General features: G+C 47.7%; 17 protein-coding genes. 4 read left to right on the top strand and 13 right to left on the bottom strand.

The window, feature by feature from the left end:
• Positions 1–87: 87 nt before the first annotated feature.
• The 4 genes from ACY2IG_RS01640 to ACY2IG_RS01625 form a co-directional block, all read right to left on the bottom strand.
• Complete coding sequence (locus ACY2IG_RS01640; RefSeq protein WP_035411382.1) at positions 88–1290, bottom strand: multidrug effflux MFS transporter; 1203 nt, start codon at positions 1288–1290, stop codon at positions 88–90.
• Entirely contained in the window at positions 1287–2420 is a 1134-nt protein-coding gene (locus ACY2IG_RS01635) for a YfbR-like 5'-deoxynucleotidase (protein WP_308102233.1), read from the bottom strand. Before ACY2IG_RS01635 ends, ACY2IG_RS01640 begins: the two co-directional genes overlap by 4 nt.
• 51 nt (positions 2421–2471) lie before the next feature.
• A complete protein-coding gene (locus ACY2IG_RS01630; RefSeq protein ID WP_035411388.1) occupies positions 2472–3236 on the bottom strand; it encodes a TerC family protein in 765 nt (254 codons plus the stop codon).
• Between the two features lie 164 nt (positions 3237–3400).
• The gene (locus ACY2IG_RS01625; RefSeq protein ID WP_035411391.1) at positions 3401–4258 is read right to left on the bottom strand and encodes a TerC family protein; all 858 of its coding nucleotides are present in this window, start codon (positions 4256–4258) and stop codon (positions 3401–3403) included.
• A gap of 325 nt (positions 4259–4583) precedes the next feature.
• Between ACY2IG_RS01625 and folE2 the strand changes: the two genes are divergently transcribed.
• From folE2 to ACY2IG_RS01605, 4 genes are all read left to right on the top strand, one after another.
• Entirely contained in the window at positions 4584–5489 is a 906-nt protein-coding gene (gene folE2 / locus ACY2IG_RS01620; RefSeq protein WP_035411393.1) for a GTP cyclohydrolase FolE2, read from the top strand.
• 109 nt (positions 5490–5598) lie between these two features.
• Positions 5599–7365, top strand: coding sequence for a LytS/YhcK type 5TM receptor domain-containing protein (locus ACY2IG_RS01615; protein ID WP_290748314.1), 1767 nt, complete (start codon positions 5599–5601; stop codon positions 7363–7365).
• Positions 7346–8041: a LytR/AlgR family response regulator transcription factor gene (locus ACY2IG_RS01610; RefSeq protein WP_035411399.1), complete on the top strand. Its 696-nt coding sequence runs from the start codon at positions 7346–7348 to the stop codon at positions 8039–8041. Before ACY2IG_RS01615 ends, ACY2IG_RS01610 begins: the two co-directional genes overlap by 20 nt.
• Positions 8042–8180: 139 nt before the next feature.
• Positions 8181–9974: a carbon starvation CstA family protein gene (locus ACY2IG_RS01605; RefSeq protein ID WP_035411402.1), complete on the top strand. Its 1794-nt coding sequence runs from the start codon at positions 8181–8183 to the stop codon at positions 9972–9974.
• Between the two features lie 61 nt (positions 9975–10035).
• On the opposite strand, the gene ACY2IG_RS01600 is transcribed toward ACY2IG_RS01605, so the two are convergent.
• The 9 genes from ACY2IG_RS01600 to ACY2IG_RS01560 all read right to left on the bottom strand — a co-directional run bounded on the left by ACY2IG_RS01600 (position 10036) and on the right by ACY2IG_RS01560 (position 20132).
• Positions 10036–10860: an energy-coupling factor transporter transmembrane component T family protein gene (locus tag ACY2IG_RS01600; RefSeq protein WP_056064403.1), complete on the bottom strand. Its 825-nt coding sequence runs from the start codon at positions 10858–10860 to the stop codon at positions 10036–10038.
• Entirely contained in the window at positions 10851–12554 is a 1704-nt protein-coding gene (locus ACY2IG_RS01595; RefSeq protein ID WP_462618267.1) for an energy-coupling factor transporter ATPase, read from the bottom strand. Before ACY2IG_RS01595 ends, ACY2IG_RS01600 begins: the two co-directional genes overlap by 10 nt.
• A gap of 70 nt (positions 12555–12624) precedes the next feature.
• Positions 12625–13176, bottom strand: coding sequence for an ECF-type riboflavin transporter substrate-binding protein (locus tag ACY2IG_RS01590; RefSeq protein WP_056064409.1), 552 nt, complete (start codon positions 13174–13176; stop codon positions 12625–12627).
• Positions 13173–14030, bottom strand: coding sequence for an SAM hydrolase/SAM-dependent halogenase family protein (locus ACY2IG_RS01585; RefSeq protein ID WP_462618266.1), 858 nt, complete (start codon positions 14028–14030; stop codon positions 13173–13175). The genes ACY2IG_RS01590 and ACY2IG_RS01585 overlap by 4 nt, the downstream gene beginning before the upstream one ends.
• Before the next feature lie 373 nt (positions 14031–14403).
• Complete coding sequence (locus ACY2IG_RS01580; RefSeq protein ID WP_462618265.1) at positions 14404–14847, bottom strand: GDYXXLXY domain-containing protein; 444 nt, start codon at positions 14845–14847, stop codon at positions 14404–14406.
• Positions 14844–16031 (bottom strand): DUF2157 domain-containing protein, encoded by a 1188-nt coding sequence (locus tag ACY2IG_RS01575; RefSeq protein ID WP_462618264.1) that lies wholly within the window; start codon positions 16029–16031, stop codon positions 14844–14846. Before ACY2IG_RS01575 ends, ACY2IG_RS01580 begins: the two co-directional genes overlap by 4 nt.
• A gap of 170 nt (positions 16032–16201) precedes the next feature.
• Positions 16202–18181: a methyl-accepting chemotaxis protein gene (locus ACY2IG_RS01570; protein WP_290785929.1), complete on the bottom strand. Its 1980-nt coding sequence runs from the start codon at positions 18179–18181 to the stop codon at positions 16202–16204.
• Positions 18182–18335: 154 nt separating this feature from the next.
• The gene (locus ACY2IG_RS01565) at positions 18336–18635 is read right to left on the bottom strand and encodes a rhodanese-like domain-containing protein (RefSeq protein ID WP_035411426.1); all 300 of its coding nucleotides are present in this window, start codon (positions 18633–18635) and stop codon (positions 18336–18338) included.
• A 120-nt stretch (positions 18636–18755) separates the two neighbouring features.
• The gene (locus tag ACY2IG_RS01560; protein WP_462618263.1) at positions 18756–20132 is read right to left on the bottom strand and encodes an amino acid permease; all 1377 of its coding nucleotides are present in this window, start codon (positions 20130–20132) and stop codon (positions 18756–18758) included.
• Positions 20133–20282 lie beyond the last annotated feature (150 nt).

The following is a 20282-nucleotide window of genomic DNA, read 5'->3' as shown; positions in this document are numbered from 1 at the left end:
TCAAAATGAATTCCATTTCTTTTCCTTTCATTAAATAAAAAAACGTTCGTCCCATAAATAGGACAAACGTTTTTGACTAACAAGTATTTATGAGCGGTCGGGACGTCGGACGATTAGTCCGTAATAAAGGACGAGTGCCAAACAATCAAGCGTCATGATAATCAGCCCCATCGGAACGGCCGATTGCTCCCCCATGATGCCGACGAGTGGTGACACGAGCGAACCGACGAGCATCGGGAGTAAACCAAGAAGTGCCGAGGCACTTCCAGCCGTTGCTCCGTAGTTTTGCATCGCTAAGGTAAAACCGAGCGTTGAGATCAAACCAACGCTTGAGACGACGAAGAAAAGTGGAATCATGACGAAAATCAATTGGTCCGTTAACGTTAAAGCGAGGAACAAAAAGATACTTGCACTCGCAACAACCGTCAAGCTGATTCGCATCAGACGTTCTGAATCAACTCGACCAGCAAGACGTCCAGCGATTTGAGCCGCTAAAATGATTCCGATTCCGTTTAAGCCGAACAAAAAACTGAACTGTTGCGGCGAAGCGCCATAAATATTTTGTAAGACGAACGGTGAACCGGAGATGTAGGCAAACATCGCGCCCATGACGAATGCTTGCGCAAACGCATAGCCGATGAAGACACGGTCCGTCAACAAACGTCCGAATGTCTTCAACGTCGTCGTCAAATTCCCTTCAACGCGTCTTTCGAGTGGAAGTGTTTCCGGCAAACGCAGTGCAACAGCGAGCAACATCAACGTACTTAAAATCGCCAGCAAGTAAAAGACAAAATGCCAGTCACCGAACCGAAGCAACTGTCCCCCGATGACGGGTGCTAGAATCGGTGCCGTTCCGTTGACGAGGGACAAGGCAGCAAAGAACCGCGTTAATTCCGGTCCTTCGAATAGATCACGAACGATTGCCCGGGAAATGACAATTCCTGACGCTCCGGCTGCCCCTTGGATGAAGCGCAGCGCAATCAACACTTCAATCGTTGGTGCCATCGCACACGCAAGAGAAGCGAGCAGATACGCAAGTAAAGCAATCATTAACGGACGCTTACGTCCACGAACATCACTGAGCGGACCAACGATCAATTGTCCGAGCGCCATTCCGAGCATACAAGCCGTCAAACTCAATTGGATCAGTGACGCACTCGCATCAAACGAGCGTGACATATCCGGAAAAGCAGGTAGATACATGTCGATCGAGAGCGGTCCTAGTGCAGCGAGTGAACCGAGGATCAAGATCAACGTCAAGCGGCCTGGTGTCATCGTCGTCTTTGTCATGACGTCACGTAATCCAAATCATGCAAGACATAAGCGAGGAAAAAGACGACCGATGGATTTTCATATGTCATCTGTACCTTTTTGAGTTGGGCCCGATAACCGGTCTCATACTCGACACCATTTAACTTTCGTTCCATGTTCATTTTGATCAACGCATCGAGTTTATCGATCACATCGACCATTTGCCCTTCGTACGTCTCGTCTTTTGCTTCAACGACGAATCGACGGAACGGTGCTCGGATGTCTTCTGGTAAATTGTTGATCAACGTCTCTCCTTCTGCCCGTTCATAAGCTTCGAAGGCTGCTGCCGTGACCGGCGTCGCATGTTTGACAGGTCCAAGAACATCTCCTGTCGTTCCTTCAACGAGATCATGGCACAAGAGACGAGAGACGACTTCTTCAATGTCGATCGTGACGCCGTATTTTTCTGATTCAATCAATCCATTGAAGATACCAAGCGAAGCTGCTCGAAACGCATGTGTCGCGTCGTTATCATCAATCGTATTAAAACGTCCTTTCCAGCGCCGAATCGTATCCATCATCAAGACGTTTTCGATAAAATGAGACATCTCGTCCTCTTCCATGACGGATTGTGTCAAGCGACGGATTGAAACGAGTGGGTGTCGTTCCAGAACAGCCTGTAATTCCGCTGCTTTTTGTTCGAAAAAGACGGACTCTGTCATCCGTGCTTCCCGGCGTGCATATAACATCGCATCAAACGTATCGATGGCTTCAACGATTCGTCCTTCCGGTGAATCATCTTCTGCATGAACAAGATACGTCGTAAAGGCTGGTTGAAGCGACTTCGAGAGTAAGGCGACGAGCTGTTCACTCGCCTGTTGTTCCATTGCCTGAATGTGTGCATGTAGCGTTGGCTCTTTTTTCGTCCGGTGTTTGATTGGTCCGGTGATGACCTCGTTCATGTCATGGAATAGGGCTTTTCCGAGCAATGTCAGGCGGTCGACTGGTGTTTGTCCGTCTGCTTCTTCTAAATAGCTTGCCATCAAACTGAATAAGGCAACACGAAAGCTATGACTGGCTGCGTTATCCGGAAAACGTGGTGCATATTCATCCCACCGTGGAACGTTTTGCATCCGCGTCAGCATCCGAATGAAATTACCGTTTTGCATAAAATCTCTCCTAACGAAAGACGGACAGAGAGTACCCTGCCCGCCATTGTATTATTTTGCTGATTTGGTTGAACTACTTCCGCTACGGAACCAACCAATGATTAAAATCAGGGCAAGTACGACCCAGAAGATCGTTTGCCATAGTGTACTCTCTGGAAACTCATGCGGCAAGACGTCGATTGACGGATGCGCAAGTGTCATGACGACGAGTTTTACGCCAACCCAAGCGACAAGCCAAAACGCTGCTTCTTCGATACCTGGTCGCTTTTGGAGCAAGACAACGAACCAACTCGCAAAGTAACGCATAATGACGAGACCAATGATCCCACTGAAGAAGACGACCCAGAATTGACCTGTATTCAGACCACCAATCGTTCCTCCGATCATCGGCAGTGTCGTTGCCATGGCGACAGCGGCAAGTGTCGAGTCGACAGCGAACGCTAAATCAGAGAATTCGACTTTAACAACCGTCCACCAAAAATTCGGTGAGGCTTTTTGTGAAGCAATCGAGTCCGGTACTTGGTGTTTATTCGATCGTGCCTCAACGATTCCTTTAAACGCCACGTAAAAGAGGTATATCGCTCCGAGTGCCTGAAGCTCCCAAATCGTCGCTAGGTACGAGGCAAAGAAGATTGCGACGAAACGTAAGACGAGTGCCCCGACGAGACCATAGAAAAGTGCTTTTTTGCGCTGATCGTCTGGTAACGGTCGGACTAGGACAGCCATGACCATCGCATTGTCGGCAGATAATAACCCTTGCAAAATAATCAGTACGAGCCCGACGGTCGCATACTGTGTAATTAATCCAATATCCATACTAACGAATCCCCTTTTTTGTTCAGTCTATTCATTATATGCCGGTCGATCGGAAAGAAAAAGATGAAAGCTCGACTGAAGTACTTAACCTTGTGTTTTATTCCCATTGTTTAAGAAAACCTAACACCAAAAAACGACCCGTCATCGACGGATCGTTCCACTTCTTATAAGTTTTGATCAACTTTCTTTTCCGCATCTGGATTTGCTTTCGTTTTTGGTGAAGAGAACCAACCCCAAAGGGCAAGACCGACCATGACCGTCCAGAAGAATGCCTGCCACGGTGTACTGTGAGCAAATCCTTCCGGAAGTTTTAAGGCTTCGAAGACTGTTCCTTCGATTGATGCATGGTATTTCGGATGTTCGAGCGCAAGAACAGCTAGCTTCACACCGACCCAGGCAACGATTGCAAAGGCTGCTGTTTCAAGACCTGGACGTTCTGCAAGTAATTTCACGAAGACACGGGCCGCGAAACGCATGAGAACGACACCCATTAAACCACCCGTTAAGATGACGATGAAGTGACCGGTGTTCAAACCACCGATTTCGCCCGATCCCCAGTTCGGAAGTGCGACTGCTAAAGCAACTGCAGCAAGAATCGAATCGACAGCAAATGCTAAGTCAGCGAATTCAATCTTCGCGACTGTCCGCCAGAATTCACCTTTAGAAACTGGCTCTTCCGACTTCGGCTCTGCATCGAGTTCATTTTCGGCGCCATGATTCTCACCAAGTTTCCTTGCCTTAGCGGTCTTATAAATATGCCGTAATCCCATGATGAGCAAGTACGCTGCTCCAAGTGCTTGGATTTGCCAAATATCGACGAGGAATGAAATCGCGAACAGTGCCGCGAACCGTAAAACGAATGCTCCAGCTAATCCATAAAAAAGTGCTTTCTTTTGTTGTTCTCCTGGTAAGTGCTTAACCATGACCGCGAGTACGAGTGCATTATCTGCCGAAAGTAATCCTTCAAGCGCGATCAAGACGAGTACGACCCAAGCATATTGAAGTAATAACTGCCAATCCATCTCTGTCATCCCTTTCTCTGACTATCTGTAAAATCAAAAATACATTGTATGACTATGACAAAAACAATAATTACACGTTCACCTGAACATATACTATAGGATAATATACCCGATTGCAAGCATGTTATTCCTCCGGCTATGGAATGTGTCGATTTTAAGTCGTGCGAGTTTCGTTTATCGAACGTTCGTGATAAAATTCAAGACAACACTTCTAGTAATGAAACGATGAAACACATTTGCGGAATCATCAGACTTGCTCGTCTCTAGCATTCCTGTCATGTTATTACTATTGAAACACTACAAAAGGACAAAGGGGCCCATAAATATGTCTACCTACCCGATTACGTTACCAACGAAAGAAGAGCGCCATAAGCTGTTCGGTTCGGTACCACCAATCAAAGGAACAAAACCGACTGAAAAAGATAAAATGGTCGACTTGCAAAATACACCGAAGAACTTCCTGTTCGCACTTGACGCTGTTGGAATCTCAAACGTTAAACATCCTGTCGTCATCCAAGACGGGGACAAAACACAAGCGACAGTCGCAACGTTCGAGTTGTCGACGTCACTCGTACAAGACCGTAAAGGGATCAACATGAGTCGCTTAACGGAACAACTTGATCAATATCACAACGAAGGTTGGACAGTCACGAATGAATCACTTATTCAATTCGCGCGTGATTTAGCGGACCGTATGGAACAAACAGAAGGTCAATTGACGATCCGTTACCCATGGTTCTTTACACGTAAAGCACCTGCAACGGGACTTAGTGGGTTGATGAATGCCGAAGTATGGCAAACGGTCAGCGTCAACACGGAAACGAATGAAGCGACATTATCTGTCGGCTTGACGATCAACGTCACGACACTTTGCCCATGTTCGAAAGAAATCAGCGAGTACAGTGCCCACAACCAACGTGGCTACGTCACGATGGAAGCTTCGTTACGTGATGAAGCAGAAGACTTTGACTGGAAACAATCATTGCTTGATGCGGCTGAATCAAATGCTTCTGCCCCACTTCACCCGGTACTCAAACGTCCGGATGAAAAACGCGTGACAGAGATGGCATACGAAAATCCACGTTTCGTAGAAGACATGGTGCGCTTGATTGCTGCTGACCTATACGAAATGGATCCAATTGCTTCGTTCTACGTCGAATGTCGCAACGAAGAAACGATTCATCAACATGATGCAATCGCACGCATCACGTTCGATAAAGACGCACAATAAGCAAGCTCGCCGTACTTCCTCTCCACTAGAGGGAGTACGGCTTTTTTGTTTATCAGCATTGCCCTTCGTTTTGCGAGCGTTTACACTTAACTCGAATGGAGGAATACATATGTTGGAACTGATTCCTTTTTTACTCGAGCGACTTGGTATCATGATCATCTTAGCGTTCATCCTCGCCCAGTGGGGACCAACGCGACGCTTGTTGCGTCAACCGGAAGCAGGTTGGCAATTCCGTGTCCTCGTCCTGTTTTTTGCGACGTATGGGATCTTAAGTAACTATACAGGGGTCAAAGTCGACTTAGCAGAATTCTTGCCCCATGCTTGGCTCGAAGAGGTCGACGGAACATCGGCAATCGCGAATACACGAACGATGATCGTTGTCATCAGTGGGTTACTCGCTGGTCCGCTTGGTGGATTGATGACTGGACTGATCGTCGGGATTCATCGGTATTCCCTCGGCGGGTTCACAGCATTTGCTTGTACGCTTTCGACCGTCATTGCCGGTGGTGTCAGTGGATTACTTCGCCCTTACTGGCGTGACCGACTCGGCAGCCAAGCATTGTTACCTGTTTGTCTGACCGCTTTTTTGATGCTATTTGAAATGTCATTGATTTTACTGTTCGCCCGCCCCTTTGACGCGGCTGTTGAACTCGTCCAGTTTATCTTCTTGCCGATGACACTCATCAACGTCCTTGGCGTCTGGTTATTTTTATCGATCATCCGTCTTGCTGCGCGAGAAGAAGAAACCGTCCGTGCACGAGAAGCAGAACGGTCGTTGCATATCGCCGATTTGACGCTTCCGCACCTGACGCGTGGTCTACATATCCATACGGCAGAAGCTGTCGCGGAAATTCTGTTGCAGCAAACACGAGCCGAAGCCGTCTCCTTGACGGATCAATCCGTTATCCTTGCTCACCTCGGTATCGGAAGTGATCACCATCAAGCAGGTAGTCACTGGACGACAAAACCAACCGAACATGTTTTACAGGATGGACAAGTTCGTCTTGTGACGGAACGACTCGATATCGGCTGTCCCGTAACGGATTGCCCACTTCAAGCGGGCATCATCGCTCCGCTCATCGTCGGGGAAACGACGATTGGGACGTTAAAAGTCTACTATCCGCATGCCGAACTGCTCGACGCCGTGGAAGTCGAACTCATTGAAGGATTAGCAAAACTGTTTTCTACACAACTGGCACTCGGGAACGCACAGCGCCAAGCTGATTTACTGAAGGATGCCGAGATCCGGGCACTCGAAGCACAAATTCATCCACACTTCCTGTTCAATGCCATCAATACGATTTATGCACTGTGCCGAACGGATGTCGAACAGGCACGGACATTGTTGCTCGAATTATCAACGTTTTTTCGTAGTAACCTCCAAGGAGCACGCTCGACGAAAATTCCGCTCCAAAAGGAACTCGAGCATATCGAGGCGTATACGTCTCTTGAAGCTGCTCGTTTTCCAAATCGACCGTTCCTCGATATCGATTTAGCGGAAGAGACGACGTCTTTACTCGTTCCACCGTTTATCTTACAACCGTTGATCGAGAATGCGTTCCTTCATGCTTTTTTGAATGAGCAGACGGGATATGTCGGGGTGACGGCATGGTGTGAGGCAGATCAACTTTACCTCGAAGTCGTCGATAACGGACGCGGGATTGAAGCCTCTCGCCTTGCTCGTCTCGGTCGAGAAGTCGTTCCATCTTCTGGTACCGGTACCGCGTTATTCAATACGGCAGAACGGATTCGAAGCCTGTACGGTGAAAAAGGACAGTTTACGATCACGAGTGACGGTCAAAACGGAACGACGATTACAATTCGCCTTCCCATTGAAGTTAGAAAGGAGAACCAGCATGCGCACCTTGTTGATTGAAGATGAACCGCTCGCACGTGACGAGCTCCGTTATCACGTGACCGCAGCCGGTCTTGAAGTCGTCGGAGAAACCGGTAGTGTCGAAGAAGCGGAACGACTCGTCCGCTCCCTTCAACCCGACTTAGTCTTTCTTGATATCGAGCTGACGGACGGAAGCGGTCTTGAAGTCGCCAAACGATTGAAGTCGATGCCACGTCCTCCGGCTCTTTTGTTTGTAACGGCATATGATGCTCATGCACTTGAAGCCTTTGAACTCAATGCCTATGACTACATCTTGAAACCGTATGATCCGGCACGGATCGTGCGCGCCATCGAAAAAGTCGCACGACCGCTTCCGAAAAAAGCACCTCGACTTGAACGTTTAGCTGTCGAAACGGGAGATCGACTCAAACTCTTATCTCCGCAAGATATTGATTACATCGTCGCTGAAAACGGGAAAACGAAAATCGTAACGGAACATGAAGCGTATCCTTCAAACGAGACCTTACTCGAACTTGAACGAAAGCTTCAAGATCATCGGTTTTTACGGGTTCATCGCTCGTATCTCGTGAACTTATCAGCGATTGACGCGATCGAACCTTGGTTTAACGGGGCTTACAACTTAAAGATTCACCAAATCGATGTGCCGGTCAGTCGGACGTATGTCAAACTATTGAAAGAAGCGCTCGGTATTTGAGCGCTTCTTTTTTGTGATTCAAGGTCCTTTTTCAACCTTTCGTCGTACAAAATCGACAACTCATCTAAAAATTAAAGAAAGCGCTTCCACAACTTGTATACTAAATCCATCATAGTTCATTCAAGAGGAGGAATTTTAGATGAGCGCTACTCCCATCGTCATTGCTGTCATCTGTATCTTATTAATCGCGTATCGTCTCTACGGTACATTCATGGCTGCGAAAGTCTTAAAAATCAAAGATGATCGCGAAACGCCTGCTCATAAACTAGCGGACGGAAAAGATTACGTTCCAACGAACAAATGGGTCTCATTCGGACACCATTTTGCGGCAATCGCTGCTGCTGGTCCACTCGTAGGACCTGTCCTTGCTGCTCAGTTCGGCTACCTACCCGGCTTACTGTGGCTCTTGATCGGTGCCGTCATCGGGGGAGCGGTCCATGATATGGTCGTCCTGTTTGCCTCGATGCGTCAAGATGGTCAATCGTTGTCCGAAGTCGCTAAAAAAGAATTAGGTCCCGTCGCTGGTTTTTGTGCCGGTCTTGCGATGCTCTTCATCATCACGATTACGATGGCGGGACTATCGATGGTCGTCTTGCATGCGCTTGAACATAATCCATGGGGCACATTCGCTGTCTTCTCGACGATTCCGATCGCGATGCTCGTTGGGATTTACTTACGTAAAGGTGGTAACCTAGCCCTTGCTTCAACAGTCGGTTTTCTACTCATCTTAGCTGCGATTGGTTTTGGTCCTCAGTTGACGGAAACATTCATCGGTGACTGGTTCGACCTGTCCTCTCGTCAGCTCGCAATCGCTCTACCGATTTATGCATTCTTCGCTGCGGCACTGCCTGTATGGCTCTTGCTCGCACCACGCGACTATCTATCAAGTTTCATGAAGATCGGTGTTTTCCTTGCCTTAATCGTTGGTGTCTTCATCATCAACCCGGACATTCGATTCCCAGCATTCACGAAGTTCGTTGATGGCGGTGGTCCAATCATCGCTGGTCCAGTCTGGCCATTCATCTCGATCACGATTGCCTGTGGTGCAATCTCTGGTTTCCACGCTTTCGTTGGTTCTGGTACGACACCGAAGATGATCAATCGGTGGAGTGACATCAAACCGGTTGCTTTTGGTGCCATGCTTGTTGAATGTCTTGTTGCCGTCATGGCATTGATTGCTGCGACATCTCTTGAAGTCGGTGATTACTTTGCCATCAACTCAACACCAGAAGTATTCGCAACTCTAGGTATGAGCACGGTCTACTTGGATGATTTATCTCGTGAAATCGGACTCGACCTTGCAGGTCGAACGGGTGGTGCCGTTTCACTCGCCGTCGGTATGACGTTCATCTTCCGCGCCATCCCATGGTTCAAAGAAATTGCCGGTTTCTTCTTCCAATTCGTCATTCTGTTCGAAGCGGTCTTCATTTTAACTGCAATCGACGCAGGAACACGTGTCGCCCGTTACTTGATTCAAGATTTCTTCGGTGAATTCTATAAACCACTCAAACGCGTCGACTGGATTCCAGGTGCAATCTTTGCTTCAGCACTCGGTACGTTCTTCTGGGGCTATCTCCTGTTCTCAGGTGACATCGGTTCGATTTGGGCATTATTCGGGGTATCAAATCAGCTGATGGCTTCAATCGGCTTGATCATCGGAACGACGATCATCTTGAAAATCGCCGATAAAAAAGTCTATGCCCTGACGACGTTCATCCCGCTCGTCTACCTCCTGATCACAGTAACATTTGCTGATATCTGGATGGTCGCAAACGTTTATGCAAATCCAGATTCTCCAGGATTTAGCGTCTTGAATACCGTCTTATCCGTAACGATGGGACTGCTCGCGATCGTCATTACGATCTCAGCCGTCAAGAAATGGATTGAACTATTGAACTCACCACGTTGGGAAAATCAAAAACGTTCTGCGTGAGCGGATTAGTTATATGATAAAAGGCAGTGGACGCATCCACTGCCTTTTTCGTATCTCATGCTTAGAACGGATTATAAAATCGATTGCCGTCATGGAAAGTGACGACAAACGAGAAAATTGTCAAAAGTACTACACAACTGATGGCGACATAATCGATGCGTGTCATCGTCTGTTGGTTGTACCACGTCCGCTTTCGTCCCGCACCAAATCCACGGAGATCCATCGCATTGCTGACGGTTTCAATTCGTTCGAGACTCGTAAACAGCAACGGAAGTAAAATCTGGATGCTATTACGCGCCCGTTGCCAAAGCGAACCATGCGAGACGGCAATTCCCCGCGCTTCCTGAGCGTTCGCAATCGTCCGAAAGTCCGCTTGTACGTCTGGAATGTAACGGAGCGCTAATGAGACAGCGAAGGCGATTTTATACGGTACACCAATCCGGTTCAACGAGGACGCGAATTCTGTCGGATGGGTCGTGACGAGAAACAACACAGCAATCGGAACGATCACACTGTATTTTAAGATGAGATTAAACAGATAAAACAATTGTTCTGATGTTATCGTAAAGCGACCAACGCCTTCAAATAAAACGTGACGCGAACCGTAGATTTCAACGCCCTGCTCTGGTTCGAATAGATAAACGGCGAGTGCATTAATCAGGACAAATATTGCTGTAAAGATCAAAACGAATCGGACTTCCCGAAACTGAATACGTGACAATCGGAATAACACGATGCTGACTAAACCAAGAACAAGTAAGACACGCGTATCATAGGTAAACATCGTTGCTGTCGTAAATAACAAGAATCCGATCAGTTTCGTCGTTCCCGTCAATCGATGAATCGGTGACGCTTTTTCAATATAGCCAAGCATTTCTACAGCCATTGTTCCCGCTCCTTTCGCTCCGCCGTAATCACGGACTCGACGAATCGTTCCGCATCGATGTCGAGATGTTTCGCTATCGTAAAGAGCGATGTTTGCTTTAAATGGGCATGATGCAGCAACTGTTCTTGATTTAGCAGTCCAAATGACGTTCCGGCGTAACGGATGCGTCCAGCTTGCACCAGGCAGACTTGATCGCTGTACTCTAAGACGAGATGCATATCATGCGTGATGATGAGTAACGTCATCCCCTCTTGTTTCAATCCTTCTAAAAAGCCCATCATATCCGAATAATGCCGGTAATCTTGACCAGCTGTCGGTTCATCGAGAATCAAGATATCCGGTCGTCGAACGAGAATCGAAGCAATCGTCACCCGTTTCTTCTGACCAAAACTTAGTGCTTGGATCGGCCAATTGCGAAACGGATATAATCCGCAGCGACGTAACGTCTGCTCGAGACGCTCGTTTTCTTCCGCTTCACTCAATCCGAGTGTCTGCATCCCGTAGCGAATTTCCTCCTGCACGAGGTGCTTCGAAATCATATGATTCGGATTTTGCAGGACGAATCCGATTGACCCTGCCCGCTCGGCGATCGGTTGGTGCGTAATGTCGGTCCCGTTAAGTAGGATTCGGCCACTCGTTGACCGTTGATAACCACTCAACACTTTCGCAAGCGTTGATTTCCCTGCACCATTCTGACCGACGATCGTTGTCAGTGTTCCTTTTTGAAAAGTCGCCGTCACATCTTCAAGCACTGGCGTTCCTTGATGATAATGAAACGCCAACTGCTCAAGTTCAAGCAATGAATCAGAGATTGCAGCCTCTTTTTGAGGAGCTTCTTCTAAACGTTCTAACACGTCTTTCTGGTTGAACTGCTCTAAAAAAGGATCGATGCGGCTCGGCTGATCCACAGACTCCACGGTCATGCCAGCCCAGCGTGCGGCACTGACATAGAGGGGTTCACGCAATATTGCTTGTTGCAGTTTTCCGTTACTTAAGATGACGTCAGGATGATGATCGGCGATAATTTCTCCGTCGACCATGACGATGATGCGATCAAATGGAATGACCAGTACATCCTCGATTCGGTGTTCAACGACGATCAGTGTTCGGTTCGTATCGCGTTGCAGTCGATCCATTAACATCATCGCTTCTTGACCCGCTACCGGATCGAGATTTGCGAGTGGTTCATCAAACAATAAGATATCCGCATCTTCGACGAGAACTCCAGCCAATGCCGCCCGTTGTCGCTGACCTCCTGATAAATCATTTAATCGCGCTTGCAAAAGCGTCTCGACGTCCGTCATCCGTGCGACGCGTTCGACGATCTCGTGCATTTCCGGTCGCCCTGTCTGTTTGTTCTCGAGCGCAAAGGCAATGTCTTCGCCAACCGATAAACCAACGAACTGCGCATCTGGATCCTGTAACACCGTACCAATATGCAGCGAACGATCAAATAACGATAACGTCCGGGCATCCTGCCCTTTGATCAGAACCTGTCCTTCCCACGTTCCCGGGTACGAGAATGGAATCAACCCATTGATGCACTGAGCAAGCGTACTTTTTCCTGAACCCGACGGTCCAACAATTAAGATGCGTTCGCCTGCTTGAATCGTTAACTGAATCTGCCGGAGTGTCGGTTCCGACTGACTCCGATATGTAAATGAAAAATCCTGAAATTCAATCACGTTTGTCATGTCTTTCTCCCCCCAAGCTAAATGAGCTATGTCCCTGCCGTTTCTTCGCACAGGATCATAGCTCATTCGGTCAAACTTCGCGTTTCAAGCTGCCTGCTTTACTTCTTGTTTTGGCATACGTGACGAGCAATAACGTTCCGATGACACCGACTGTCAAGATGTTTGATGTCGCAGCGACAGCACCTTGAACGAAGACTTTATTCGCCGGCTCCGTGTAAATTAAAATATCGAGTACAGGTGCGATGATGATCCAACCAATCGCTTGCACGATGGCTTGTGTGGCGTTGAATAAGACGATTTTACGTGTCGTCAATCCGCCTTCTTCTAAACGAATTCGGTTAGCAATCAATCCGATACCAAACCCGACGAACCCGGAGACGATGACCCAACTCCACCACGGGGAACCGTATAAAATCGCATCTTTTAAGCCATGACCGATCAGACCGATCAAGCCGGCTGTAACCGGTCCGAACAAGACCGCCATAAATGCGAGAAACGCATAGGCTGTCTCGATTGACGTGTTCGGTACGCCCGTCGGAATCGCAGCGAATCGACTTAAAATGATGAATACAGCTGCTCCGATCCCGGTTGCGACGATCTGTTTTGTCGTAAATCCTTTCATGTTCGATCTCCTCCTTTAATGTGTTGTACGCTAACACTCCAATCATTTCCGATTCCAACTTCAAATGCATGTGCAAACGAACCTTGATTCAAGGCAAGAGCAATCTGATCCAGCGAATTGATGTAGACAACTCCTGAACCGACCGGCACATCTGCGAACGAATGACCGAAGAGCAGTGTTTGTTCGTAGACGATCCGGTCTCGGTACGAAACCCTTACCTTGACGTGGCTCCCGATATCGAGACCTGTCTGACGGACGAGTGCGACGGGAATGTTCGTCCAGACGTTTCCGAAGCGGACATCGAGAATCTCGACGATACCCGTGACACCGATATCCGACGACGAGGCAGGTGTCCGGTCGAGTAAGACGAGTTCTTCAGTAGGTAAAAGCGGTCCCACCTCTTCGAACGTGATGACGTGACTCGATAATCGCGCACCCGTGAAGGCAAAGATATCTCGTCCGTGAAACGTATACGATTCACCCATCCGAGGCAGACGATGCCGTCGATCATCGAGTTGTCTCACTTCCGCAATGTATCCGGCTTGCCAAAGATGCGTCAACGTCCCATTATCCGGTGTAATGATGTATTGATTGGTCCGTGTTCGCGCGACGACACTCTTTCGCCTCGACCCGACACCCGGATCGACGACAGAAACGAACACCGTTTGCTCCGTCCAGTACGGCACCGTCTGCAGTAACCGATAGGAAGCTTCCCAAATGTGGAACGGTGGAATATCATGCGTTAAATCAAAAATCCGAATCTCCGGATTGATGCTATGGGCCACCCCATACATCGCACTCACTGCCCCATCACTCACGCCAAAGTCTGATTGCAATACCAATGCTTCTGCCATCTCGTCATCCTCCTCCTGCGGGAACGTCTCCACAAAAAAAGACACCACGCCCTTATTTCTCAGGACGTGATGTCTGATCACGTGGTACCACCTTCGTTCATGACTCAACTCACGCTCAGCCACCTCTAGGAGTACGAGACTCCATGGAATGCTAACGGTATCCTTCCTACCGGTCGGTTCTACTGATGAACACGGTTCACGTTCTTCCGACTGCTCCGGGACCATCTTCAAGTATCGAAATCGTCTCATTTCCAGCAACAGAGACTCTCTATCGATTTCCAATCACTTTACTCTTCCCATCTACACATGCAGATTCAGTTGTCTGAAAATTTAAATTAATAGTACAACCGTTTTATTCCTGGCGCAAGGTTTTTTACTCAGAAATCTTTAAATTCGTCGTCCGGATCGTTCCCCATGGTGACACATCCGCTCGGACTTCCAGTGCTTTTGCTTTTTCGTATTGTTTTCCGCTTCCCTGTTCGACATAATACTGCGTCAACTGCGGAATCGATACATATTGCTCGTAATAATCGCCGGCGATACTTCCGAAGAATCGTTCATTCGAAATCCGATCGATTTGAGCATAACCGGAAGCATCCGTCTTGAAGCTGACATAGACACGTCCGTTTTGAATCCTCGGACCAGGTTTTAAATCTGGGTACTGAAGCATCACGTATTCGCCGTAAACGGGATCAAACGGATCAAATGGTTCTGCCCGAAAACGGTACGATGTCCCGAACCAGGAGGTCGCAAAAAAGCTGACGATCAACAGACCGACGGCGCATGTCTGCAATATTGGTATCAGATAACGCTTCATGACGCCACACCTCCTTTACGGCGTAACCACCATAAGACACCAGACAATAAGAAGATGAGTAGCGCACCAATGAGGAAAAATAAGGACATGTTTAAACGATCCCATGCATATATGACATATATCGCAATTTGAACGAGAATGAAATAGAGAAAGGCTGCCCAGACGACTGCATGACGGCGTTCTTGATATAACAGATACAGTAGCGCGGATAATTCAAAGAGAATGGCAAGTAGAATTGCCTGTTCATCAATCCAGAGTACTCCGACGAATCCAAGCGGTACGATGAACAACAATCCACGACGTTTTTGATAGAGAAAGATTCCTAGACCGGTGGAGACGATAGCTAACAGTACCGCTTCTGTCACGGAGGGTAATACGATGTTTGATTCCGCACGAACGGATAAATAGATGATCGAACTGATAGCAGCGACGACCAGATAGACCATCTCGACGATACGGCGATTGGATTCCTCACGAACAAGCCAGATCACCGGAACGAGCAAAAACAGCGTCCAGACTGGCCACAGGAATCCGTTATACGACACAAGTAGAAATAAGGATAGACCACTAAAGAAAAGGAACAACCAACTAAACAGAAGTGACGGAAGACGTTGGCTGAAGTAAAACCAGCCGAACGATAACAAGACCATTAGATCGAATGACGTCCAGTCAAGATAACTCGCCTGCTCCTGACCAAATCCCCCAAGACTCGTGAAGATCGTCCATCCGGAAAGAAAGGCGACGACACCGTATGCCTCATGACGCCAAAGTACATAATGTACTAACGCGGCGACAAACACACACCAACCGAGTAATGATCCTTCCATCGGCAAATGAAAACTTTGAACCACGACGAGAATTGAGGCACCAAATGCTAGGATTCCACCGATTCGAAAGACAATCGGATGAAGAATATGACGACGTTCCGAAAGATCTGCCACGATGTAACAGCTCCACATGAGTACTACGACGAGTCCGATTTTCCAGCCGACTGGCATCGCTTGCCAATTAGCAGCCAAAAAGCTGAATACAGCCAATACGACGAAGGTACCTCCAATGATTAATAACAAAGGCAGACGTTGTTTTGTTGAACGTTGATTTTCATAGTTCAGAATTCGTTCAACAGTTGCTTCATCCAAAAGACCTGCATCTTGCCACTCTCTTATTTTACGAAACTGCTTCACCGTACCCACCTCCTTCGAAGTGTTAGATACTAATTAAATTCCCGATTTAACACTGTCTCAAGCCCAGATTCACAGGGATTATAAGCTATTTGTTCCGTTTGTCACCGAATGTTGACAGACAAAAAAAGGCAAGGAAGACGGGCTTCCTTGCCTTTTTTTGATTTGATCATTTAAACACGGAAACGGGCAACGAGTACCTGTAGTTCTTCCGCCATATCGGATAATACTTTGGCGGATTGCGAAATCTCTTCCATCGCACTCAACTGTTCTTCCGTCGTCGCTGCGACTTGTTTCGAAGCGGACGAATTCTCTTGCGCGATATGTGCGATTTCCGTCGCTGACGCAGATACTTCTTGGACGTTCGCTGCAATTTCTTCGACCGTCGCCGTCACGTCTTCGATCCGTGGCGTCATTTCCTGCGTTCGTTCGAGAATCTTTTGGAAACGCTCTGCTGATGCTTCTGTCGTCGACAAACCGGCTTTCGTCTGTCCTGAGACTTCCTTCATCATCGTGACCGACTGATCCGTCTCCTGTTTAATGTTTTGAATCAGCTGTGCAATCTGTTTCGTTGAATCCTGTGATTGCTCTGCTAGTTTACGCACTTCACTCGCAACGACAGCGAATCCTTTTCCATTTTCGCCTGCGCGTGCTGCTTCGATTGCTGCGTTCAGTGCTAACAAATTGGTTTGCTCAGCGATACCGTTGATGACATCGACGATTTTTCCGATTTCATTCGAACGATGGGCGAGTGAGCTGATGACACCACCGAAGTTTTGAACGGAGGCATCGATTTCTTTCATCTGCTCAACGTTCTTCAGCACAGCAACTGTTCCATTCTCGGCTTCTGTTGCCGTTGAACGTGACAATTCCGAGACATCGGTTGAGCTCTCAGCGATTCGCATGATGCCTGCTGTAATCGATTGGAGCGAAACAGCATTCGCATCGAGTTGACGTTTCGATTGATCCGCCCCTGCTGCGACCTGTTGAATCGATCCCGCGATTTGCTCAGAAGCGGAAGTCGTTTGGGCAGAGTTCGCCATCAATTCCTGAGAAGAGCCAGCTACTTGTGTAATCGACTGATCGAGATTAATGATGATCGAACGGAGTGAGTCAACCATGACGTTAAAGCTTTGGGCGACTTGACCGACCTCATCATTTGATTCAACGATGACGGGCTCCGTCAAATCACCAGATTGAATCCGTTCTGCTCCACGTGTTAAATGACCGAGTGGGCGAAGAATCGAGCGAAGAATGAAGTAGATGAAGATGGCTGCGACGAGCAACATCCCGCCGATGACAACAAGCGTCGTCCAAAGAATACTCGATGTCGCATCCGTGATTTCATGATCGTACAGTGTTCCGGCAACCTTCCACTTCGTCAGGTCGTTCGTCATGAAGTCCATCTGTTTGCCTTTGTTTTCAAACTCATAGCCAAACTGCCCTGCTGGATTAGCGTAAAGTGATGACACCCATTTGCCTGTCGCTTTCTCACCTGGTTTTAATGTCGGATGCGTAACGATTTTTTTCGTAGAATCAAGAATCATTACGTATCCTTCTTTTCCGATTTTGATCTTTTTCGCGATTTCCGCGATCCGGTCGACATCGACATCAATCGCCACGACACCTCTTCCGTTACCTGTCGTCTGCGAGAGCGTGACCATCATCTTGTTCGAGGCGGCATCGACATACGGATCCGTGATGACGACCTTGCCACCTGCTGCTTCTGCCGACTGATACCACGAGCGTTCCCGTGGATCATAATCATCTGGCATGACCTGTTCCGGGAAAATATTCATATCCCCGTCCGTCGTCGCGAAATAGATGTTCGCAGCTTGCGGATGCATATCGAGATATTCAGTCATTTTTTCCTTTAACGCAGCATTTTGTTTTCCTTTTTGATAGAGCGTTCCGTCAATTCGGTCCGCAAAAAAGGCGACATCGCGCCGCATCGGATCAATGATGTTTTGGATCTCATCATTCATCCGGTCGACTCCACTATGAGCAGATTGAAGAATCTGTTCCGTCATCTTTTGTTTCGCGAGGTCATATGCGACAAAGCCGATTACTAATGCAGGAATCATCAAAAGTAGAATCGATGTCACGATTAATTTTTGTTTGATGCTCATTGTTCGTTTGATCTTTTGTTCCATGTGTCACTCCATTCTCGAGTGCAAGGACTCGCTATTCTACCTTCTCTATCGGAAGAATAACGAAAAATGTTCATAGAAAAATCGATAAACGTGTACTAGTTCACATGAAAAAAGACGACTCAGTTCGAGTCGTCTTCCTTGGTAACGCTTACCCTTATGCTTCTTGATCGCCCTTCCAGTTCATCATACCGCCTTCGACGTTGACGATGTCGTATCCATATTGCTCGAGGAAACGACCGACGTTTTCGCTCCGCGCACCCGCTTTACAGATCAAGTAGTAGGTTTCGCCTTCTTGCAATTCCGTATAGCGTTCGCCGATCTCAGACATCGGAAGGAGGCGGACGTTCGGAATATGTCCTGCATCGTATTCATCCTGCTCACGGACGTCGACGACATGCAACGCCTCACCTGCCTCTAATCGCTCTTGTAATTCATCTACATGAATCGTTTTCATCTCGTATGACCTCCTGTATGGTTCTGTCGTAAGTGTAGCAAATCTATCATTAAAACAAAACGAAACGGTTTGATACGAAGCGTCAAAAAAGCGGATCCGTTTCCGGATCCGCTCGTTCCCTTATTCTCCTGATGCCTGACGCGTCGACTGACGTGTCTCCTTATGCATTCCCCGTGCATAATAGACGGCAATCAGAATCACGTACCAGAGTGGTCCAACGACCAGAGCGATCCGTGTACTTGCGTCAAATGCCATCAAGACGATGACACCGGCAAGCGCCGCGAGGGCGATATAGTTCGCAATCGGGAAGAACGGAACACCAAATTCTGCTGAACCGTGTACTTTCCGCGCCCGCATCTGAGCGATCAAAATCATTGCCCATGTCCAAACGGCTCCGAACGTCGCGATACTCGTCACAATCGCAAAAACATCTTCCGGTAAGAAGTAGTTCAAAGCGACACCAACGAGTAAGGCAACACCTGACAAGATCGTTGCAAGTGCTGGAACACCGTTTTTTGAGATTTTTGAGAAACGACGTGGCGCTTCACTGTTCTCGGATAAGTTCATCATCATCCGGGCTGTCGAGAAGATACCGGAATTACATGATGATAGTGCTGCCGTTAAGACAACGAAGTTGATAATACCAGCTGCTGATGGAATACCAAGTGATTCAAACAATAGAACAAATGGACTGCTGTTGTTCGCACCGACTTGATCCCACGGATAAATCGATAAAATGACGAAGAGTGCTCCGATATAAAATACTAAGATTCGTAGGAAGACGTTATTGACGGCTTTTCGAATCGTTTTCTTCGGGTTCTTCGCTTCCCCTGCTGTGACCCCAATCACTTCAATCCCTAAGAAGGCAAACATGACCATCTGCATGGCAAGAAGTACACCAGTGAAACCGTTTGGCAAGAATCCTCCATGTGACCACAGGTTCGAAATCCCAACCGGTGTGCCGCCGTTTCCAAGACCAATGACGATCGTCAAGGTCCCTAAGATGATCATTGCGACGATCGCGACGATTTTAATCAACGCAAACCAAAATTCGAATTCACCATAAAATTTAACAGCAATGAAGTTGATGCTCGTCATCAAAACAAGTGCTGCTAGCGCCCATACCCACCCCTGGGAATCCGGGAACCATACTTTCATGTAAATACCGACTGCTGTGATTTCCGCCATACACGTAAAAATCCAGAGTAACCAATAATTCCAACCCGTTAAAAAACCAGCTAATGGACTGACATACTTTCGGGCATATTCCGCAAAACTACCAGCGATCGGCTCCCGCACTGCAAGCTCCCCAAGTGCTCGCATGATAATGAAAATGATGACACCACCGATAAGATAACCAAGTAAGATCCCTGGACCTGCCAATTGGATCGCTTTCGCTGATCCGAGGAAGAGTCCAACACCGATTGCCGCCCCCAGCGACATGAGTGTAATGTGACGTTCTTCCAGTCCCCGATTCAACTCTGTCTGTTGTTTCATTTTTACGACGTCCTTCCAGTCTCTGTTTGTTTCTTAGCAGTTCCCCGTACCGCTACGTTGTCAGTATAAAGAAGATGTGTCGATTTTGTAAACGTTTTCAATGTATATTTTTCACTAAATCCACATACTCGGAATATTCTGATTACGTTA

This window comes from Exiguobacterium sp. EF_C8 (assembly GCF_054956715.1).
The sequence above is the reverse complement of the archived record's forward strand: the minus strand, read 5'-3'. Positions and strand labels throughout refer to the sequence as shown.